This window comes from Hafnia alvei (assembly GCF_034424155.1).
Classification (GTDB): Bacteria; Pseudomonadota; Gammaproteobacteria; order Enterobacterales; family Enterobacteriaceae; genus Hafnia; species Hafnia alvei.
Genome location: NZ_CP139992.1, coordinates 3391159 through 3410306, shown reverse-complemented (window position 1 = coordinate 3410306; position 19148 = coordinate 3391159). Strand labels below are relative to the sequence as shown.

Genomic DNA, 19148 nt, shown 5'->3' with positions numbered 1-19148 from the left:
AGCGTATATAAGCGTTATTGGCCTTTACTGTTTTTCTTTCTGGCTGCTGAAACAGTAGCATCTAATGTAAGATGCAAAAATACAAATGGAAAACCACTGATGATTAATCCAATTGATAAAAGTGTTTATTAATCGTTAAGCAATAAATAAAGGTAATTTCTTAGGTGATAATTTAGGTTAACTATTTAGCGAACATACTTCCAAACTTCAGCAGGGATCTTATCATACAGTTTGTTCATGGTGAGTTCGGCCAAACGATGGTCAGCGGCTGAGTAGAAAGTTTCTAGCTCATCGTCGGATAGCTCATATTTGTTTTTTTCAATTACGCGCTCTAAAGTTTCTAACGTTGTACACTTTCGTAAGCGCATAAGGTAATCAATTTTAGTCATAGGAACTCCTGATCTAAGGTTAAAAGTTCAACGCGGATGCTGGTTTTTCACCCGCTAAATAACGCAAAATACGGCCTTTTACTTTAAGCCATTTTTTTAGTTCTGGTTCGTTTATGCTGTAATTACTAAACAGACTGTAAGTTTCGTCAAGATACTCATCTAATATTTCAGTTAATTCTGAACTCTTTGGATACTTAATCTTGAACGTTAAACCGAACGTTGCGATATGTTCGTTTAATTCATTGAGTTGCAGATTAGCTACAGCAGTTGGGTCATTAACCCAGCCATGATAGCTATCACTCAGAACTTCCATTCCCTGATTATACAGCATATTACACAGGTATTTCAGTTCAGTTATATCGTGCTGATAAGACGTGTACTCATCCATATCATGCCTCCATCTTGCTCAACGTTGTCTCAACGAATTAGTCTATGTCGTCGTGAAGCACAACAATAAACATCAAAAGCAGTGTACAACCATCAGCATTACTAAAGGCCGCAGCATCATAGCAAAAGCACATCTAGATTGGCGATAATTTGTGTTAATAAGTATTTAATTAAGACGCTTCGCGTGTTTTTTAAACACTTTTCAGAAAACTCTAAAGCAAATCATCCTTGCGGTTCTAAAGGTGTTTAACTAATTAAGCATAGGGTAATGACTTGAAGATAATTATCTCTTTATGATTATTGCACAAATAGGCATCTAACCAAGGGAATTTTACCTTTTATTACGCTGTGTTTATGTGTCTCGGTGTGCTAACGAAGTACTAAAAAGCTGATTTGTTTTTTTTCAATATGTTGGATGTAAGATTGGGCATAACGCAGAGTAAACAGGATAACGAGATGAAGAGGTAGCAGCAGCCCCACAATGTGGGGCTGTGGTGAGTAAAAAGGGTCATATTTAGCGTTTTTTCTTTCCTCCTTGCACGGCTTTGAAGCGTGGGTTTGACTTACAAATAACGAATATGCGGCCATGGCGTTTTACGATTTTACAATCTGGGTGGCGCTTTTTGGCGGATCGTAATGAGCTTAAGACTTGCATTAGTTGGCCTCTGCGGTTTTTTTCTTCGTCATAAAGTGACCGAAACGTTGCTGGAATTTGGCTGCGCTGCCTTCTTTAGAAAACTCTTTCTGCTTCCCTGTGTAATACGGATGCGAAGCGGAAGAGACATCTAGCGTGACATACGGATAACTTGCCCCATCCAACTCGATAGAGCGGTCGGATTGGATCGTTGAACCGATTTTGTAATAGGCGTCTGCCGTTGTGTCGTGGAAAACCACGGTGCGATAGTTTGGATGGATATTGGTTTTCATTTTCTTGCTCTTCATTAATGTTATAACATAACAATTATTATGCGACGCATTTTTTGCCGATGCAAGCGGATTGTTGATCAGGATTTTTAAACTGATGAAAAGCGAGCAAGAAGGGCAATAAAAAAGGCCGCATATGCGGCCTTTTTAGGAGGAAAATGAACTATTTCACCTGGTGGTCAACAGGGTGGCTATGTTCGATGTCTTCACCGCCTTTATTAAAGCGACGACGAACGACCACAAAGAACATCGGTACGAAGAAGATGGCCAGAATAGTTGCTGTAACCATACCGCCCATTACGCCTGTACCTACCGCATTCTGTGCGCCAGAGCCAGCACCGGAGCTGATAGCCAATGGCAGAACACCCAGCATAAATGCCAGAGACGTCATCAGAATTGGGCGTAGACGCATGCGTACCGCTTCTAACGTCGCTTCAATCAGCCCTTTACCTTCTTTATCCATCAAGTCTTTAGCAAACTCGACGATAAGTATGGCGTTTTTGGCTGAAAGTCCGATGGTCGTCAACAAGCCTACCTGGAAGTAAACGTCGTTGTTCATACCACGCATTGTTGCTGCCAACAGTGCACCGATAACGCCCAATGGAACCACGAGCATAACGGAGAACGGAATTGACCAGCTTTCATACAATGCTGCCAGACACAGGAAGACCACGATGAGCGAGATGGCATACAGCGCCGGAGCCTGGTTACCTGATAGACGTTCCTGATAGGACATTCCTGTCCAGTCATAACCGATACCGGTAGGCAACTTGGTCACCAACTCTTCCATCAGCGCCATGGCTTCACCGGTACTTTTACCCGGTGCCGCTTCCCCAAGGATTTCCATGGATGGCAGGCCGTTATAACGTTCCAGACGCGGAGAACCATATTCCCATTTTGATGATGAGAACGCTGAGAACGGTACCATTTGTCCTGCATCACCACGGACATAGTAGTTATTGATATCGTTCGGCAGCATACGATATGGCGCATCAGCCTGTACGTAAACTTTCTTCACACGACCGCGGTCGATGAAGTCGTTCACATAAGTACCACCCAGCGCGGTAGACAGCGTTTGGTTGATGTCTGAAATCGAAACGCCTAACGCCTGTGCTTTTTCCTGATCGACAATGATCTTGAACTGCGGCGTATCTTCCAAACCGTTTGGACGTACACGAACCACGGTGTCTGGATGCTGTGCGGCCATGCCTAACAGCTGATTACGCGCTTCGGTCAGTTTTTCATGGCCAAGGCCAGCCTGATCGATAAGTTCAAAGTCAAAGCCGGTTGCCGTACCCAGTTCGATAATCGCTGGCAGGTTGAATGGGAACACCAAGCCATCTTTAATCTTACTGAATGCGCCAGTTGCACGGGCGATAATGGCCGGAACCTTATTATCGGCGCCGGTACGTTCATCCCAAGGTTTCAAGCTGACGAAGGCCAAGCCGTTGTTCTGGCCTTGACCGCTGAAGCCGAAGCCGCTGACGGTAAAGACGGATTGAACGTTAGCTTTTTCTTTATCCAAGAAGTAATCAGTGACTTCTGCTAGAACCTTGTTGGTACGTTCTTGCGTTGCACCAGCCGGTAACTGAACCATGGTCAGAGCAATACCCTGATCTTCATCCGGTAAGAATGACGTTGGCATACGGACAAACAACAGACCCATACCGACAACGATAATCAGGTAAATCAGCAGATAACGACCGGTACCACGCAGAATGCCCGCAACGGAATTCGTATAGTGCTCGGTGCTCTTATCGAACATGTTGTTAAACCAACCAAAGAAGCCGGTGGTTTTACCGTGGCCGCCTTTTTCGATCGGTTTGAGCATGGTGGCACACAGAGCCGGTGTTAGGATCATCGCCACCAGTACTGACAGCACCATCGCGGAAACGATAGTGATGGAGAACTGACGGTAAATCGCACCGGTTGAGCCACCGAAGAATGCCATTGGGATAAATACTGCGGACAGTACCATCGCAATCCCCACCAAGGCGCCCTGAATCTGCTCCATGGATTTACGCGTTGCTTCTTTTGGTGGTAGGCCCTCTTCGGCCATAACACGCTCAACGTTTTCCACCACAACGATGGCGTCATCCACCAAGAGGCCTATCGCAAGCACCATACCAAACATGGTTAGGGTGTTTATCGAATAGCCAAAGGCCGATAGAACAGCAAAGGTCCCTAACAGTACCACCGGAACCGCGATGGTTGGGATCAGGGTTGCGCGAATGTTCTGCAGGAACAGATACATAACCAAGAACACCAGCACGATAGCTTCCAGCAACGTTTTCACAACTTCGTTGATGGAAATCTTAACGAACGGCGTGGTGTCATATGGATAAACAACCTTCATGCTGGCAGGGAAGAAGGGCTGCAATTTAGCCAGCTCTTTTTTAACCCCTTCAGCGGCATCCAATGCGTTAGCGCCGGTTGCCAGTTTAATCCCCAGACCTGCGGCAGGTTTGCCGTTAAAGCGTGCAATAACGTTATAGTTTTCGCCGCCTAGCTCAATCTTGGCAACATCACGCAGCAGTACGCGAGAACCATCGGTTTGAACCTTCATCAGGATCTTGCCGAATTCTTCCGGTGTCTGTAAGCGTGTTTGCGCAATGATTGAGGCGTTCAACTGCTGGCCAGGAACCGGAGGAGCACCACCTAATTGGCCGGCTGCAATCTGGTTGTTCTGGATTTTGATCTGGTTGATCACGTCCAGAGGGGTCATCTGGTAGTTGTTCAGCTTATTTGGGTCTAACCAGATACGCATCGCGTACTGGGCACCAAACAGCTGTACGTCACCAATCCCTTCGGAACGGCTGATCGGATCTTTAATGTTGGAAGCCACGTAGTCGGCGATATCATCCTGAGACATACTTCCGTCTTCAGAAATAAAGCCAGCAACCATCAGGAAGCTACTACTGGATTTCTCAACGCTGATCCCTTGCTGCTGAACTTCTTGCGGCAGCAACGGCGTTGCTAGCTGCAATTTGTTCTACACCTGAACCTGTGCGATATCCGGGTCAGTACCAGACTGGAAGGTAAGCGTGATCGACACGCTACCCGATGAGTCGCTGGTTGAGGACATGTACATCAGATTATCGATACCGTTCATGTTCTGTTCGATAATCTGTGTCACCGTGTCCTGCACCGTCTGCGCATCAGCACCAGGGTAGACTGCGGAGATCGACACCGCCGGTGGGGCAATCGTTGGATATTGCGCCACCGGTAGTTTCATAATCGCTAGCGTACCGGCCAGCATGATAATGATGGCGATAACCCAGGCGAATATAGGTCGATCTATAAAAAACTTAGCCATGAATTACTGGCTCCTTTTTATCAATGTATCAGCAACGAGCATCACTTAAGACTTCTTCGGTTCGCTAGCCGCTGCATCTTTTGTTGAAGCGTTCCCTGCAGAAGCTTCTTCTACTTTCACTTGCACACCTGGACGAACTTTCTGCAAGCCAGTCACAATCACTTTGTCACCGGATTTCAGACCATCAGTCACCAACCATTTGTCACCGATGGCTTGCGCTGCGGTTACGGTACGGTTTTCAACTTTGTTGTCGGCACCGACTAACATGACGGTTGCTTCACCACGAGGATTACGGGTGACGCCTTGCTGCGGTACGAGCAACGCATTGTTTTTGATCCCTTCATCCAGACGAGCGCGCACAAACATGCCAGGCAACAAATCGCCTTTAGGATTTGGGAACACGGCGCGAATAGTGATTGAGCCAGTGCTTTCATCAACGGTGACGTCAGAAAACTCTAGAGAGCCTTTCTGTGCGTAGACCTGACCATTTTCCAACACAAGCTCAGCCTTAGCCTTACCGCCTTCCTGTTCTAAAGTGCCGTTAGCCAGCTCTTCTTTTAAACGCAGGAAGTCGTTGCTTGACTGAGTCACGTCGACATAAATCGGGTCCAGTTGCTGAACGGTTGCCAGCGCATTAGCCTGATTTGAAGTCACCAAAGCACCCTCGGTCACGCTAGATTTACCAATACGACCGCTGATTGGTGAAGTGACTTTGGTATACGCCAGATTGATACGTGCAGTTTCTACTGCGGCTTTTGCCGCGGTAACGGCTGCATCGGCCTGACGCGCATCGGCAACGGCGGTATCGTATTCTTGCTGACTGATGTACTTAGTACCGACTAATGTCTTATAGCGATTGACTGTCAGGTGAGCGATGTTTGCAGCGGCTTCAGCTTTGGCCAAATCGCCACGCGCGCTGTCATAAGCGGCCTGATAAGTTGCTGGATCGATTTGATACAGTGAAGAACCGGCCTGAATGTCGCTGCCTTCCACGAAGTTACGCTTAAGGATGATGCCGCCAACCTGTGGGCGAACTTCTGCGATGCGATATGCAGATGTACGACCAGGAAGCTCAGTGGTGACGTTCAACGGCTCAGCTTTCAGCGTGACAACACCCACCTCAGGTGCGCTTTGCTGACCTTTTTGCTCGTTTCCGTCGTTACATCCTGTAAGAAGTAAACTACCAGAAAACATTAGCACGGCCGCCAGAGGCGTTAACCCTCTGTTTTTATTCATAGATAACCTCAAGAGTTCGATTGTTAAATGGGTATTGATTCATTTGTGAAAACCCATTGCTGCGCTAATTAAAACTGCATGTTATGGTACATACATTCATGAATGTATGTAAATCAAAGCACATTAAAAATATAACGCCATGGCACGAAAAACCAAAGAGCAAGCTCAAGCAACCCGACTGCAAATACTTGAAGCGGCAGTATGTGAGTTTTCCGCACGCGGTGTGTCCGCTACCTCTCTAACGGATATTGCCAACGCAGCTGGTGTAACGCGTGGCGCGATTTATTGGCACTTTAAAAATAAAGTAGACCTTTTTAATGAAGTCTGGAACCTGACCGAATCAAAAGTCAGTGACTTAGAGATAGAGTATCAAGCAAAGTATCCAGATAATCCACTTAGGATTTTACGCGAAATCCTAATTTATATCTTGGTCGCAACCGTGGACGACCCACGCCGTAAAGCGTTGATGGAAATTATATTTCATAAATGCGAATTTGTCGGCGAGATGCGTTCTTTAGTTGATATTCGCAAGATTTTGTACCTCGAAAATTTTGAGCGCATCGAAAATGTGCTACGTAACTGTATTGAGTGTCAACAGTTGCCTGCTGAACTTAATACTCGGCGCACAGCGGTAATGATGCGCTCGTATATAACGGGTATAATGGAAAGCTGGTTATTTTTACCAGAAAGCTTTGATTTGAAAGAAGAAGCTTCATTTATGGTCGACAGCTTTATCGACATGATCAAGTACAGCGAACATCTCCTGCATGGCGCTGTTAGCATGCCGTTTGAAGCGCCGGCATGCGCGGTGGCGATGACGCCGCTTAACAGAGGGAAATCCTAATGCAGAAAATTGTTTTGATCGCCAATGGTGCTGGTTATGGCCAAGAATCATTGTTTAACGCACTGCGCTTGGCTATTGCGATGAAAGAGCAGCAGGGCGAGATTGAACTGAAAATCTTTATGATGTCTGATGCTGTCACATCGGGTTTGGCTGGGCAGAAGCCTCATGAGGGCTATAACCTTCAGCAAATGATTGAAATTCTGACCGCTCAGCAGGTGCCTTTTAAACTGTGTAAAACCTGCGCCGATGGCCGTGGAATCAGCACATTACCGTTGATTGACGGGGTTGAGATTGGAACGTTAGTTGAGCTAGCTCAGTGGACGCTAGCCGCAGATAAGGTGCTTACGTTCTAATTTAGTATTGAACCGTAATTGGGACGATAGGGATTAATTCCCACACAAATATCGTCCTTATTTATTGGATAAAAAATAGATTTCATTTTCGGCTTTTGCCTATTCATTGTCTTAATATCTTCGTGCTACGCTAATCTACTCTTCCCGTTAAACGATCTCTTCCCATGATGGCTGGCTGCATTACGTTACGCTCTGTTCAATTAACTCGGCGCGCACAGTTTTATTTAATTTCATTAATTATTAGTGTGCTTATTTTATTGGTTCCTGATTATGCTTTAGCGCTGAGCGGCGATATATCGACGCGGGCTGAAGTACAGAATCAGTTAGATTCTTTAGGTAAGCAGAAATCGCTGTCGCCGGGAGAAAAGCTTTCGCAGCAGGATTTGATGAAAACGCTCGAATACCTCGACGGTATCGACCGCATCAAGCAGGAAAGCCAGCAGCTTAAACAGCAGATTCAACAAGCTCCACTCAAGCTAAATCAGGCACTCAGCGGATTAGAGTCTATTCAACAGGCCGATAGCGAAGCCATCACGCGTTCGTCGCTGTCGACGCTTTCTTTGCGCCAGCTAGAAAATAAAATGGGCAGCACGCTGGATGACCTACAAAGCGCGCAGGAAGATTTAGCGAATTTTAATAGTCAGCTTATTTCTCTTCAGACCCAGCCAGAGCGTGCGCAAAGCAGCATGATGGCGACGTCACAGCAGATTCAGCAAATTCGAAACGCGTTATCCGATCCCAGCAATATGCGTCCAACACAGCAAAACATGTTGAATACGCAAATGGCGATGCTGAATATGTCTCTCGACTACCAGCGCCAAAGCTTGTCGGCTAACACCGCATTACAAGATTCCCTGCAAAAGCAGCGTGACTACGCTAATGCCAGAATCAATCAGTTAGAGCACATGGTTCAGCTGGTTCGTGAAGTTGAAAACGGCAAGCGGTTAACGCAGTCTGAAAAGACGGCGCAGGAAGCGCAAAACCCCGATGATGCCACGCAAGATATTCAGCAGGATCCTGTTATTGGGCGTGAGCTCGATATTAACCGCCAATTGAGTAAGCGGTTAATTGAAGCGACCGAAGGCGTGAACACGCTGGTTCAGGAAAATATCCGCATCAAAAACTGGCTAGATCGCTCTCTACAGGCAGAGCGCAATTTGAAAGAGCAGATAACGGTGCTGAAGGGCAGTTTGCTGCTGTCGCGCATTCTCTATCAGCAACAACAAAATCTGCCGACGGAAAAATTGACTAACGATGTTGCTACGCAGATTGCTGATTTACGTTTGGAACAGTTCGACATCAATGAAAAGCGTGATGCGCTGTTCCAAGGAACGGATTACGTCACGCAGTTGCTTAGCCAAAATAAGGATAAACCGTCTGACGATGTGGTTAGCGCGCTCGAAGATATTGTTGATGCTCGCCGTGAGCTGTTGGATCAGCTCAATAAGCAGCTCGGCAGCCAGTTAACCTTAGCAATTAGCCTGCAGATTAATCAGCAACAGTTGCTGAGCGTAAATGAATACCTGCAACATACGTTGACCCAACAAATTTTCTGGGTGAGCAGTAATAAGCCAATGAACCTCAATTGGTTTATGGATCTTCCAAATGCGTTAAAAGTTCAGGCCCAATCTCTGCACTTTGACCTTACGCCGGGAGCGTTGGCTGAAGGTGCGCTGAGCTCCATGTTCGTTTTCATTCCTTTGCTGATCCTCTTCGGCCTGTTCCGTTGGCGCTATTGTAGAATTAATGAGCTTCTGGAAAAGCTTGGTAACGAAGTCGGCCAATTAAAACGTGACACACAGCTGCATACACCAAAAGCCATTGGGCTGCTGATGGTGAAAGGATTGCCCGGCACGCTATTGATATTGGCACTGGGCTTTTGGTGCTATCGCTCGGATATCAGCATTAATAACTTTATGTGGTCGCTGTCGTTGCAGTTTGCCATGTTCTGGATGGTTATCAGCACCACATATCGCCTGTTAGCGCCGGAAGGTGTATCGGAGAAACATTTTAATCTCTCTCCGCTGCTGTGCGCGCACTATCGCCGCGTGACCCGACGAGTTGGGGTCACGTTAATCCCGCTGATTTTCTGGTGTGTATTGGGTGAAAAAGCACCGTTGCGTCTGAGTGAGGATGTGATTGGTCAGGTTGCGGTGCTTATCACCTTAGCGCTGATTACCGCTTTTGTTTTCCCAATTTGCCGTGATGCATGGCGCGAGAAAAACTCTCACACCGTACGACTCATCATGGTGACGCTATTAGCTATGACACCGTTGGTGCTGATGGTTCTTACCGCGTTTGGCTACCTCTATACCACGCTAAGCCTAGGACTGCGCTGGCTTGATAGCCTCTATTTAATGATCCTGTGGACCATTATTTATGCGACGGCTATCCGTGGACTAAGCGTTGCCGCACGGCGCTTAGCCTATCGACGTGCTTTGGCTCGCCGCCAGCAAAATACCGCACGTGAAGGTGCGGAGGGTTCAGAGCCGATTGAAGAACCGCCATTGGCGATTGATCAGATTAATAGCCAGTCATTACGCCTGACGACGATGGTGCTATTCCTCATCTTTGGCTGTGTTTTGTATTGGATTTGGTCCGATTTAGTCACGGTGATCTCCTACCTTGACAGCATCACCCTGTGGCATTACAGCAGCGGTTCAGGTGCAAATCAGACCTTACAGGCCGTAACGCTAGGCAGCGTGCTCTTTGCTTTAGTGTCAGTGGTTATTGCCTATATTTTAACGCGCAACTTACCGGGTCTGCTCGAAGTGCTGGTGCTCTCGCGTATTCAAATGCGCCAAGGCTCTTCCTATGCCATCACCACGGTTCTTACCTATTTGATTATCGTGGTGGGGACGATAATCTTCTTCGGTTCGCTGGGGGTATCATGGGACAAGCTACAGTTCCTTGCCGCAGGGTTATCGGTTGGTCTAGGTTTTGGTTTGCAGGAGATTTTCGGAAACTTCATCTCTGGTCTCATTATCCTCTTTGAGCGTCCAATTCGCATTGGCGATACTATTACTATCGGGACGTTCTCAGGCACGGTAAGTCGAATTCGTATTCGCGCCACCACGATCACGGATTTTGATCGTAAAGAGGTGATTATCCCGAATAAGGCGTTTGTGACAGAACGGTTGATCAACTGGTCATTATCCGATACTACAACCCGCTTACTCATAAAAGTGGGGGTCGCCTATGGTTCGGATCTGGACAAAGTGAAGCAGATTCTCCTGCAAGCGGCTAAAGAAAACCCACGCGTGATGACCGATCCCGAACCGCAGGTATTCTTCTTAGCGTTTGGAGCGAGCACATTAGATCATGAGCTGCGTTTATACGTACGTGAACTTCGCGACCGCAGCTATACGGTTGATGAGCTGAACCGTCGAATCGATCAGCTTTGCCGTGAAAACGACATTAATATCGCGTTTAACCAGTTAGAAGTGTATCTGCATAACCAAGAAGGCAAGGAAGTTCAGGTGATCAAAAAAGATCTGGACGGTAAAGCCGGTGATGAGTCATTGGCATAATCACGCTGTGGCTTTGATGTGATTTTCGCTTCTGCCAGTTTTAACGGAAGCTTACGGCGTTTGTTTAAGCATTAAATATCCTGCTTAATTAACGCTATAAGCTTCCTATTGTTAACTGACGTCGTTAACTGAAGCTGTTAACTGAATTCGCAGCTTCAAAATTAAGCCTTAGTGACGATATTGTTCTTCCCGTTATGCTTCGCGGTATATAAATAGTCGTCAGCGATTTTTAATATTTCCTCTGCGGTTTCACCCTGCCATTGGGTGAGTCCACCGCTGAAGGTGACATGCAAGCCTGCCTCGTGCCACTGTTTCTGGTCAACGGCGATACGCCATTTATCGAGCAGATGTACCACGCTGCTGGTGTCGCTGTTCAAAATCAGCATCACTAATTCTTCACCGCCATAGCGGCACAACAATCCTTGAGGCCCTGCAATTTCCTGACCGACTTTGCCGATATATTTTAACACTTCATCGCCCACGGGATGGCCAAAACGATCGTTGATTTGTTTAAAGTTATCAATATCAATCATGGCCAAAAAGAAAGGGACTCTGTTTTCAATTAGGCTGGGCAAGCGCTCATCAAAATAGCGACGATTGAATAATCCCGTCAGGCTATCTTCAATCGCGGCTTTATTCGCTTCTGCTCTAGCTCGGTGCTGCTTTTTAATTTCAGAATAGACGCTGGCGAGATCGGATGTTTTTTCATCCATGCTGCCACTGCGTATTGTTGCCAGTAGCTCGCTTAGCATGCGTTGCAGGCTCGTGTTCCAAAGTACCGCCACTGTGATATAGAGCATTACCGTGACAATGGCCAAGATCAACATCGGTTGCGTTGACTCAGCAATTAAAGCCTCGATTTTATTCTCCTCGACGGTGAGAATAAGATGCCAATCAGGGTTGGTAAACGAATGGTAATAAACATGAATGCCTGAGTTTTCATCATAAAAATAGCCTTCGGCATCCGTCATTTGTTTCAACCATTCTGGATGAGCAATCGGCAAGGTAATTTCTTGAGGATTGGCGTGCATGACAATCTGACCAGAATGATGGACTACGGCTAATTTCCCATTTAATGGTAAGGCTATCTCTTTTAACGGTAGACTCATTGCCGCCAGATCTAAATCCATAGATAACGCGCCATAGCGAACACCCTGATCGTCATTCAGGTTTTTCGATATAGTTAAAACATTATGATGAGTAAACTCATCGCTATAGGGCATTGAGAAACGTACCCAGTTATTCTTTAGGGTATCGCGTGGAAACCAAGGGCGCTCTTTCGGATCGTATGAGGGAGATTCTATCTTTGGAATACTGTTAAAACCCGCGCCATCGATCCACACCAGAATATTGGTGAAATGGCGATTAGCATTAATGGCATACGCCACAATTTTCTTTAGATTGCTCTCATCTGAATCAATGAACATACGAGATTCACTTGGCGATGCTTGGATCGCAAGTGCGATGGCACTATTTTTGATATCTTTAATTTGTCGGTCAACTGACTGCATAGCCGTATTGTGTGTGATGAATGCTAGTGTCTCATCGATATTATGATACGTCTCTTGCTTCACGTGCTGATAGAACCAGACATAGAGAACGATCAGTGGAAGTGCTAGCGTGAGAATCGCTAGGTGAACCTGCTTTTTAACTGACCATGGTTTTTGCAAAGTAGAAATCATAAATTAAGAGGCTTATGTTGCATTGAGTAACCAGAATAGCTATCTGGAGGTAATTCCTTTACCAAAATAAATAATACGTTATTTATAATAAACTTTATAGGATTAATGAATATATCAAGATGGATAATAATATTCCATCGATCATAAAATGATCTTGAGGGAAATCAATTTAACGTATTAAGGAAATAAATCTTCCGTCGTTAATTAACTATCTGGAATGTTTTTTTCCCGTTAATAACTGTAGTTGGGAAGTTCTATTTCCAATATCAAAAAATATTTTTAATAAGATATTTCTAACTATGGTTAGCATGATAAATATAATATAACCAATAAGTGTTAGTGGTATAAATAAATAGGATTTTTATAAAAACAAACCAAGACATATATTAATTATAATAAGAAATTTCAATGCGAATTATTCTTAAATAAAAAAGGAGCCATTTGGCTCCTTAAGATATGACTCGAGAGGCTATACGTTGCTGAGTGGCGAAGTTGTCTGGTGTTTTTTGCGCGATAGTTTAGTTTCATAGTCGTTTTTGACTATTTCTAAGGCGGCTAACACGACTTCAGGACCGAGATCGTTGCTTTCCAGTAGATAGATCAGATCGACGGCAAGTTGCACTTCAGGCGCTGCTTTCTCGAGTGACATAACCTTTCCTTAGTTTTTCAATTTGCGATAGATGAACAGCAACAGCATAGCACCCAGAATTGAAATAATCAGGCTCACGAAATTAAAACCGGTGACGCTTCCCATTCCAAAGAATGAGCTGATGTAGCCACCGACTAATGCACCAGCAATACCCAAAATAACGGTCATAAAGAAACCGCCGCCATCTTTGCCTGGCATGAACCATTTAGCCAAAATGCCGACAATAAGACCAAGAATGACCCAAGAAATAATGCCCACGATACGTCTCCCTTAAACAAATATTTAGCGCTAGTTCTGATGACATCGAATGCGATATCAGAGAAGAAAGCTTTGATAATTATAGATAGAAATAAGCCCTCACCATGAAGGCCACATCATTTTATTTGTTTGTAGGATGAATAGAACGACTTTCTGCATAAATGGGTTATTTTCAGAATTTTAGGAAAAGCCAAGCTCCATTTGTTCTATTTGTTTTTCAATTTTTTTCAGCGCTTGGCGACAACGACTTAAACGTCCCTCTAAGGCCACGAGTTCTTGCTGAATCCCTTGTTGCTGCTGCAACGTTTGACACTGTCCAAGCTGGCTTTCACGCTCATAGAGCATGTCATTTAAACGGCGCTCATAGCCCTGATTTTCTGCTAATTTCTGTTGCATAATGGAAAGCGGTGAACGCCGACTTTTAGCATCTTGGCGGCGCAACTGCTGTGTGGCGAACTCTCGCTGTAGCGCTTCGATCTGAGCGACTAAACGTTCAGCCAAAAAACTGACCTGCTGTGTATGGTTACGCTTTACGGCATCAGTGAGTTTTACAAAATTACCGCGCAGTTCTTGCAAATAATCCTTCAGGCCTGTTTCGACGCTGGCAAAAAGAGCACGATCAAAACGTGGCTGTCGGGTCGGGATATAACCGCTATTTTTTAGCGAGAGCTCCAGTTGGATGATGCGCTGTTCTAACACCTGTAAAAGCTGTTGGCTTGACATCAGAGATACCTTAGCGGTGATTATCGGGCTTAAAGAAGGAGGGCGGAATAGTTATCACCCATGACTTTCGGTGCAATGCTCATGTAACATCAGATGGTAATGGAGTCGTGGGGAGTAGGGCAAGAGACATCATGCAACGCATATTACTCATTGTTTTGGGCTGGTTCGCTTTTGGACTGGCTTGCCTAGGCGCCATTTTGCCTTTATTACCAACCACGCCCTTCCTGCTGGTGGCGGCTTGGTGTTTTTCTCGTTCGTCACCGCGTTTTCACCACTGGCTATTGTATAATTCTTGGTTTGGCGGCTATTTACGCCACTGGCAAAAACATCGTGGTTTGCCATCAGGAGCTAAGCCAAAGGCCATTATTTTTATTATTCTGACCTTCGCGCTTTCGTTGTGGTTGGTGAACATGTGGTGGGTACGTATATTGCTGCTGGTGATTTTGGCCTGCCTGCTGATCTTTATGTGGCGCCTGCCGGTAATTGATGCAGAGCAAGAAAAAACACCGTGAAATGAACTCTACAGTTGCATTTGTTCGCCAGTTTCAATAGATTTGAGCGTTTTCGTGCGCGGGTTACCTCCTGTCCCTTTGCTCTATACCGAACACCGCAGGTCTGAGACTACAGGCCACGTATCGGGGGAAGTTCAGGTGGCTTGCGTTAGCCCGGACCCGCTGTTTTATCAGGCAACAATTTTATGACCGCTACAGCACAACAAATCGAATTCCTTAGAGAAAGCATTAAGACTATCCCGGACTATCCAAAACCAGGGATTTTGTTCCGCGACGTCACCAGCATGCTGGAAGACCCAAAAGCCTATGCACTGAGCATCGAGCTGCTTGTTGAACGCTACCGTAACACCGGCGTAACCAAAGTCGTGGGCACCGAAGCCCGTGGTTTTCTGTTCGGAGCGCCTGTGGCACTGGCGTTGGGCGTAGGCTTTGTTCCTGTGCGTAAGCCGGGCAAGCTGCCGCGTGCTACGTTAAGCGAAAGCTATGAACTGGAATACGGTACCGACACGCTGGAAATCCATCAGGATGCCATCCAGCCTGGCGATAACGTTTTAGTCATTGACGATCTGCTGGCAACCGGTGGCACCATTGAAGCCACGGTGAAACTGATCCGTCGTTTAGGCGGCGTGGTGACCGATGCGGCGTTTATCATTGATTTGCCAGAACTGGGCGGCGAAGCTCGTCTGACCGCGCAAGGCATCAATTGCTATAGCCTCGTTGACTTTGCTGGTCATTAATTACCGGTGACAGGCATCCACCATCGCTGAGATAAGGCCCCGTTAATACGGGGCTTTTGTATTTTTCAGACCACGAGATATACCGAGCGCGTAAGGTCACAAAACCCTCTCGTTCACCGCGCCGAAAGTAATTAGGAATCAACATAAAGCTGCTGTTACAATACAGAAATAGCTCGTCATAATGCGGCTGAGCGTAATCATAAGTTGAGATCTTTCTGTTTAGCACCATATATAACGAGTTCGTTGAACAGAATGAACCCCCGGTCGGTATATGATAACCCCGATCAGCATCGCGGTTTTTGCAGTCATACTGAAATTACCCCTTACAAATCAATGATGAGTATCAATGAGCTATCAGGTACTTGCCCGTAAGTGGCGTCCACAAACGTTTTCTGACGTCGTGGGTCAGGAACATGTTCTGACCGCGCTAGCAAACGGCCTTTCTTTAGGGCGTATTCATCACGCCTATCTGTTTTCCGGCACTCGCGGCGTGGGTAAAACCAGCATCGCGCGCCTTTTGGCGAAAGGGCTTAACTGCGAAACCGGCATCACCTCAACGCCATGCGGCGTGTGTGATAATTGCCGTGAGATTGAGCAGGGCCGTTTTGTGGATTTGCTGGAGATCGACGCCGCCTCGCGAACCAAAGTTGAAGATACCCGCGATCTGCTGGATAACGTTCAGTACGCGCCTGCGCGTGGTCGTTTCAAAGTCTATTTGATCGACGAAGTGCACATGCTTTCCCGCCACAGCTTTAATGCGCTGTTGAAAACGCTGGAAGAGCCGCCTCCACATGTCAAATTCCTGCTGGCGACGACAGATCCCCAAAAACTGCCGGTAACGATTTTGTCTCGTTGCCTACAGTTTCATCTCAAAGCCTTAGACGTTGAGCAGATCCGCACCCAGTTGGAAAAAATTTCCACCGCGGAAGGATTAACCGCCGAGCCGCGCGCATTGCAACTGCTGGCGCGTGCCGCCGAAGGCAGTATGCGCGATGCATTGAGCCTCACCGATCAGGCGATTGCGATGGGGCTGGGCCAAATTACAGCAGAAACCGTTGGCCAAATGCTCGGCACCCTAGATGACGAGCAGCCACTGGCGATTATTGAGGCGCTGGTGGATGCCGATGGCGAGAAAGTCATGGCGCTGGTTGAACAGGCGGCTTCACGCGGAGTTGATTGGGAAAATCTGCTGATTGAAACCCTGACTCTGCTGCACCGCATCGCGATGCTGCAACTGCTGCCAAATGCGTTAGACAGCCACTATATTTCCGTTGAGCAGCGCCTGCGTGAATTGGCGCGTACGCTGCCGCCGTCAGATTTACAGCTGTTCTATCAGGTGTTACTGACAGGCCGCAAAGAATTAACTTATGCGCCAGATCGTCGCATGGGCGTGGAAATGACGCTGCTGCGTGCGCTGGCGTTTCATCCCAAAGCCGTGATTGCTGAACCTGTTGCCGCACCGCAAACGGCGTTGCCGACCATGCCTGCGCAAGGCGGGGCTCATTCGACGTCTGGTTACATGCCAGCGCAGAATACAGCGCCACAGCAGAATACCATGCCGCCAGCGGGGCAGTTCCAACCGCAGAACGTGGCTCCGGCACAGCCTGCGGCAAAACCGGCCGGGCTTTCGGATGCCACCGCCCAGCTATTACAGGCTCGAAGTCAGCTACGACAGAAAGCGGGTGGGGGAACTGACCCAAAAAAGAATGAGCCGGCAGCGCCAGTAACCGCGCGGCCGGCAAGCTCAGCACTGGAGCGTTTGGCATCAGTGACGGAGCGCAGCCAGCAGCGTCAAGCTGCCGCGGCAGAAGCGAAACCGTCCAAGAAAGAAGCCTACCGCTGGAAAGCACAAACCAAAGCGGTAGAGGCCAAGCGCGAAGAAATTGCTACGCCGAAAGCGTTGCGCACCGCGCTAGAGTATGAAAAAACGCCTGAGCTTGCCGCCAAGCTGGCTGAGGAATCGTTGACCCGTGATGAATGGGCGGCTGAGTTAAATCAGCTACGTCTGCCAAAACTGGTTCAGCAGCTGGCATTGAATGCGTTTCGTGAACCGGCAGAAGAGGGCAAAGTGCTTCTGCATTTACGTTCTTCGCAACGTCATTTAAACTCCGCTTCTGCGCAGCAGACTTTGTCTCAGGCGCTGAGTGAACATTATGGTCGCCCAGTTGAGCTGACGATTATCGAAGACGATAATCCAGAACGACTCACGCCGCTGGAATGGCGGCAGGCGATTTACGAAGAAAAACTGGCGCAGGCTCGCCAGTCCATTGCTGCGGATAGCAACATCCAGACTTTGCGACGTTTCTTTGACGCCGAACTGGATGAAGAGAGCATCCGCCCTGTTTAACCGCTGTGTCAGCACAAGGCCGACACAGCCCCACGCAAAGAGAGAACACTATGTTTGGTAAAGGCGGATTGGGCAACCTGATGAAGCAAGCCCAGCAAATGCAAGACAAAATGGCGAAAGTGCAGGAAGAGATCGCTCAGCTGGAAGTGACCGGTGAATCTGGCGCGGGTCTGGTAAAAGTGACCATCAACGGTGCGCATAACTGCCGTCGTATCGAAATCGATCCAAGCCTGATGGAAGACGATAAAGAGATGCTGGAAGATCTGATCGCTGCCGCGTTCAACGATGCGGCACGCCGTATTGAAGAAACTCAGAAAGAAAAAATGGCTTCAGTTTCCAGCGGTATGCAGTTACCGCCGGGCTTCAAGATGCCATTCTGATGCAAACCAGCCCGCTTCTTGAATCATTAATGGAAGCACTGCGCTGCCTGCCGGGCGTTGGCCCGAAGTCGGCGCAGCGCATGGCATTCCACATGCTGCAGCGCGATCGCAGCGGTGGAATGCGTCTGGCGCAGGCGCTTACCCGAGCGATGTCGGAAATCGGCCATTGTGAAGACTGTCGTACATTTACCGAACAGGATATATGTACGATTTGTTCTAACTCGCGTCGTAAAGAAAATGGACAAATCTGCGTGGTCGAAAGCCCAGCAGATATCCATGCGATAGAGCAAACCGGGCAATTCTCAGGCCGTTACTTTGTTCTGATGGGGCATTTGTCCCCGCTGGACGGTATCGGCCCGCAGGATATCGGTTTAGATCGCTTGGAAGAGCGTTTGGGACAGGAGTCACTCACCGAGGTGATTTTGGCCACTAACCCAACGGTTGAAGGCGAAGCAACCGCGAACTACATTGCTGAAATGTGCAATGCTCACGGCGTATTGGCTTCCCGCATTGCCCACGGTGTTCCCGTTGGCGGTGAGCTTGAGATGGTGGACGGCACTACTTTGTCGCACTCTCTGGCCGGACGTAACCCCGTTCGTTTTTAACCTCTGCCTGACCGGCGTGTAATTTACCCACTCATAAAGTGATCTGGGTTACACGCCGCATTTCTTTTTTCCTCGATTGTATTTTTTACCCTTGAAATTCAACATCCCATCCCCATTTTTTAACCACTCTACCCAAAATAGTTCAAGTTGTAGTAAGGCAGCGAGTTTATGAGTCCCTAGGAGCATAGATAACTATGTGACTTGGGCGAATAAACGCAGCTAACGCACATACAGCTTGAACAATGAAGGGTAAAACATTTTGTCTGAGTGCTATCC

At 47.3% G+C, this 19148-nt stretch carries 17 protein-coding genes, 1 pseudogene and 1 other annotated feature; of the genes and pseudogenes, 8 read left to right on the top strand and 10 right to left on the bottom strand.

The features are described 5' to 3' along the window. Positions 1-185: 185 nt before the first annotated feature. The 6 genes and pseudogenes from U0008_RS15945 to U0008_RS15920 form a co-directional block, all read right to left on the bottom strand. Positions 186-389, bottom strand: coding sequence for an HHA domain-containing protein (locus U0008_RS15945; RefSeq protein ID WP_025799954.1), 204 nt, complete (start codon positions 387-389; stop codon positions 186-188). Between the two features lie 19 nt (positions 390-408). Further along, a complete protein-coding gene (gene tomB / locus U0008_RS15940) occupies positions 409-777 on the bottom strand; it encodes an Hha toxicity modulator TomB (RefSeq protein WP_043494991.1) in 369 nt (122 codons plus the stop codon). Between the two features lie 513 nt (positions 778-1290). Beyond that, on the bottom strand, positions 1291-1431 hold the full coding sequence (gene ykgO / locus U0008_RS15935) for a type B 50S ribosomal protein L36 (RefSeq protein ID WP_004091741.1): 141 nt from the start codon (positions 1429-1431) through the stop codon (positions 1291-1293). Further along, the gene (locus tag U0008_RS15930) at positions 1431-1703 is read right to left on the bottom strand and encodes a type B 50S ribosomal protein L31 (protein WP_043494989.1); all 273 of its coding nucleotides are present in this window, start codon (positions 1701-1703) and stop codon (positions 1431-1433) included. Before U0008_RS15930 ends, ykgO begins: the two co-directional genes overlap by 1 nt. Positions 1704-1863: 160 nt before the next feature. Continuing rightward, positions 1864-5016, bottom strand: a pseudogene (locus U0008_RS15925) (efflux RND transporter permease subunit). A gap of 45 nt (positions 5017-5061) precedes the next feature. Beyond that, entirely contained in the window at positions 5062-6252 is a 1191-nt protein-coding gene (locus U0008_RS15920) for an efflux RND transporter periplasmic adaptor subunit (protein ID WP_025799947.1), read from the bottom strand. 139 nt (positions 6253-6391) lie between these two features. Between U0008_RS15920 and acrR the strand changes: the two genes are divergently transcribed. The 3 genes from acrR to mscK all read left to right on the top strand — a co-directional run bounded on the left by acrR (position 6392) and on the right by mscK (position 10979). Further along, positions 6392-7096 (top strand): multidrug efflux transporter transcriptional repressor AcrR, encoded by a 705-nt coding sequence (acrR, locus tag U0008_RS15915; protein WP_025799945.1) that lies wholly within the window; start codon positions 6392-6394, stop codon positions 7094-7096. After that, complete coding sequence (locus U0008_RS15910; RefSeq protein WP_043494987.1) at positions 7096-7449, top strand: DsrE/DsrF/TusD sulfur relay family protein; 354 nt, start codon at positions 7096-7098, stop codon at positions 7447-7449. The genes acrR and U0008_RS15910 overlap by 1 nt, the downstream gene beginning before the upstream one ends. Before the next feature lie 164 nt (positions 7450-7613). After that, positions 7614-10979, top strand: coding sequence for a mechanosensitive channel MscK (gene mscK / locus U0008_RS15905; RefSeq protein WP_043494985.1), 3366 nt, complete (start codon positions 7614-7616; stop codon positions 10977-10979). 161 nt (positions 10980-11140) lie between these two features. Here mscK and U0008_RS15900 read toward each other — a convergent pair whose 3' ends face one another. The 4 genes from U0008_RS15900 to priC form a co-directional block, all read right to left on the bottom strand. Next, on the bottom strand, positions 11141-12661 hold the full coding sequence (locus tag U0008_RS15900; protein ID WP_043494983.1) for a sensor domain-containing diguanylate cyclase: 1521 nt from the start codon (positions 12659-12661) through the stop codon (positions 11141-11143). A 469-nt stretch (positions 12662-13130) separates the two neighbouring features. Then, on the bottom strand, positions 13131-13310 hold the full coding sequence (rsmS, locus tag U0008_RS15895; RefSeq protein WP_040045695.1) for a pleiotropic regulatory protein RsmS: 180 nt from the start codon (positions 13308-13310) through the stop codon (positions 13131-13133). Between the two features lie 9 nt (positions 13311-13319). After that, positions 13320-13568, bottom strand: a complete 249-nt coding sequence (locus U0008_RS15890) for a GlsB/YeaQ/YmgE family stress response membrane protein (protein WP_025799936.1) — start codon at positions 13566-13568, stop codon at positions 13320-13322. A 180-nt stretch (positions 13569-13748) separates the two neighbouring features. Beyond that, positions 13749-14291 (bottom strand): primosomal replication protein PriC, encoded by a 543-nt coding sequence (gene priC / locus U0008_RS15885; protein WP_043494980.1) that lies wholly within the window; start codon positions 14289-14291, stop codon positions 13749-13751. A 131-nt stretch (positions 14292-14422) separates the two neighbouring features. Between priC and U0008_RS15880 the strand changes: the two genes are divergently transcribed. The 5 genes from U0008_RS15880 to recR all read left to right on the top strand — a co-directional run bounded on the left by U0008_RS15880 (position 14423) and on the right by recR (position 18872). Further along, positions 14423-14803, top strand: a complete 381-nt coding sequence (locus U0008_RS15880) for a DUF454 family protein (protein ID WP_043494977.1) — start codon at positions 14423-14425, stop codon at positions 14801-14803. 185 nt (positions 14804-14988) lie between these two features. Further along, positions 14989-15540: an adenine phosphoribosyltransferase gene (gene apt, locus U0008_RS15875; protein WP_025799929.1), complete on the top strand. Its 552-nt coding sequence runs from the start codon at positions 14989-14991 to the stop codon at positions 15538-15540. A 346-nt stretch (positions 15541-15886) separates the two neighbouring features. Continuing rightward, positions 15887-17887 (top strand): DNA polymerase III subunit gamma/tau, encoded by a 2001-nt coding sequence (gene dnaX / locus U0008_RS15870; protein WP_043494975.1) that lies wholly within the window; start codon positions 15887-15889, stop codon positions 17885-17887. Then, positions 17220-17284: a sequence feature (DnaX frameshifting element), on the top strand. It overlaps the preceding gene by 65 nt. Positions 17888-17937: 50 nt before the next feature. After that, positions 17938-18267 (top strand): YbaB/EbfC family nucleoid-associated protein, encoded by a 330-nt coding sequence (locus tag U0008_RS15865; RefSeq protein ID WP_004091772.1) that lies wholly within the window; start codon positions 17938-17940, stop codon positions 18265-18267. Next, a complete protein-coding gene (gene recR / locus U0008_RS15860; RefSeq protein ID WP_040045699.1) occupies positions 18267-18872 on the top strand; it encodes a recombination mediator RecR in 606 nt (201 codons plus the stop codon). The genes U0008_RS15865 and recR overlap by 1 nt, the downstream gene beginning before the upstream one ends. Positions 18873-19148: the final 276 nt, after the last annotated feature.

What these genes read in the sequence shown, in the direction of transcription:
- apt (WP_025799929.1), top strand. Translation starts at nt 14,989, where the DNA reads ATGACCGCTACAGCACAACAAATCGAATTCCTTAGAGAAAGCATTAAG.
- ykgO (WP_004091741.1), bottom strand. Translation starts at nt 1,431, where the DNA reads ATGCAAGTCTTAAGCTCATTACGATCCGCCAAAAAGCGCCACCCAGAT.
- U0008_RS15930 (WP_043494989.1), bottom strand. Translation starts at nt 1,703, where the DNA reads ATGAAAACCAATATCCATCCAAACTATCGCACCGTGGTTTTCCACGAC.
- priC (WP_043494980.1), bottom strand. Translation starts at nt 14,291, where the DNA reads ATGTCAAGCCAACAGCTTTTACAGGTGTTAGAACAGCGCATCATCCAA.
- tomB (WP_043494991.1), bottom strand. Translation starts at nt 777, where the DNA reads ATGGATGAGTACACGTCTTATCAGCACGATATAACTGAACTGAAATAC.
- mscK (WP_043494985.1), top strand. Translation starts at nt 7,614, where the DNA reads ATGATGGCTGGCTGCATTACGTTACGCTCTGTTCAATTAACTCGGCGC.
- U0008_RS15920 (WP_025799947.1), bottom strand. Translation starts at nt 6,252, where the DNA reads ATGAATAAAAACAGAGGGTTAACGCCTCTGGCGGCCGTGCTAATGTTT.
- U0008_RS15900 (WP_043494983.1), bottom strand. Translation starts at nt 12,661, where the DNA reads ATGATTTCTACTTTGCAAAAACCATGGTCAGTTAAAAAGCAGGTTCAC.
- U0008_RS15865 (WP_004091772.1), top strand. Translation starts at nt 17,938, where the DNA reads ATGTTTGGTAAAGGCGGATTGGGCAACCTGATGAAGCAAGCCCAGCAA.
- rsmS (WP_040045695.1), bottom strand. Translation starts at nt 13,310, where the DNA reads ATGTCACTCGAGAAAGCAGCGCCTGAAGTGCAACTTGCCGTCGATCTG.
- U0008_RS15945 (WP_025799954.1), bottom strand. Translation starts at nt 389, where the DNA reads ATGACTAAAATTGATTACCTTATGCGCTTACGAAAGTGTACAACGTTA.
- U0008_RS15880 (WP_043494977.1), top strand. Translation starts at nt 14,423, where the DNA reads ATGCAACGCATATTACTCATTGTTTTGGGCTGGTTCGCTTTTGGACTG.
- U0008_RS15910 (WP_043494987.1), top strand. Translation starts at nt 7,096, where the DNA reads ATGCAGAAAATTGTTTTGATCGCCAATGGTGCTGGTTATGGCCAAGAA.
- recR (WP_040045699.1), top strand. Translation starts at nt 18,267, where the DNA reads ATGCAAACCAGCCCGCTTCTTGAATCATTAATGGAAGCACTGCGCTGC.
- dnaX (WP_043494975.1), top strand. Translation starts at nt 15,887, where the DNA reads ATGAGCTATCAGGTACTTGCCCGTAAGTGGCGTCCACAAACGTTTTCT.
- acrR (WP_025799945.1), top strand. Translation starts at nt 6,392, where the DNA reads ATGGCACGAAAAACCAAAGAGCAAGCTCAAGCAACCCGACTGCAAATA.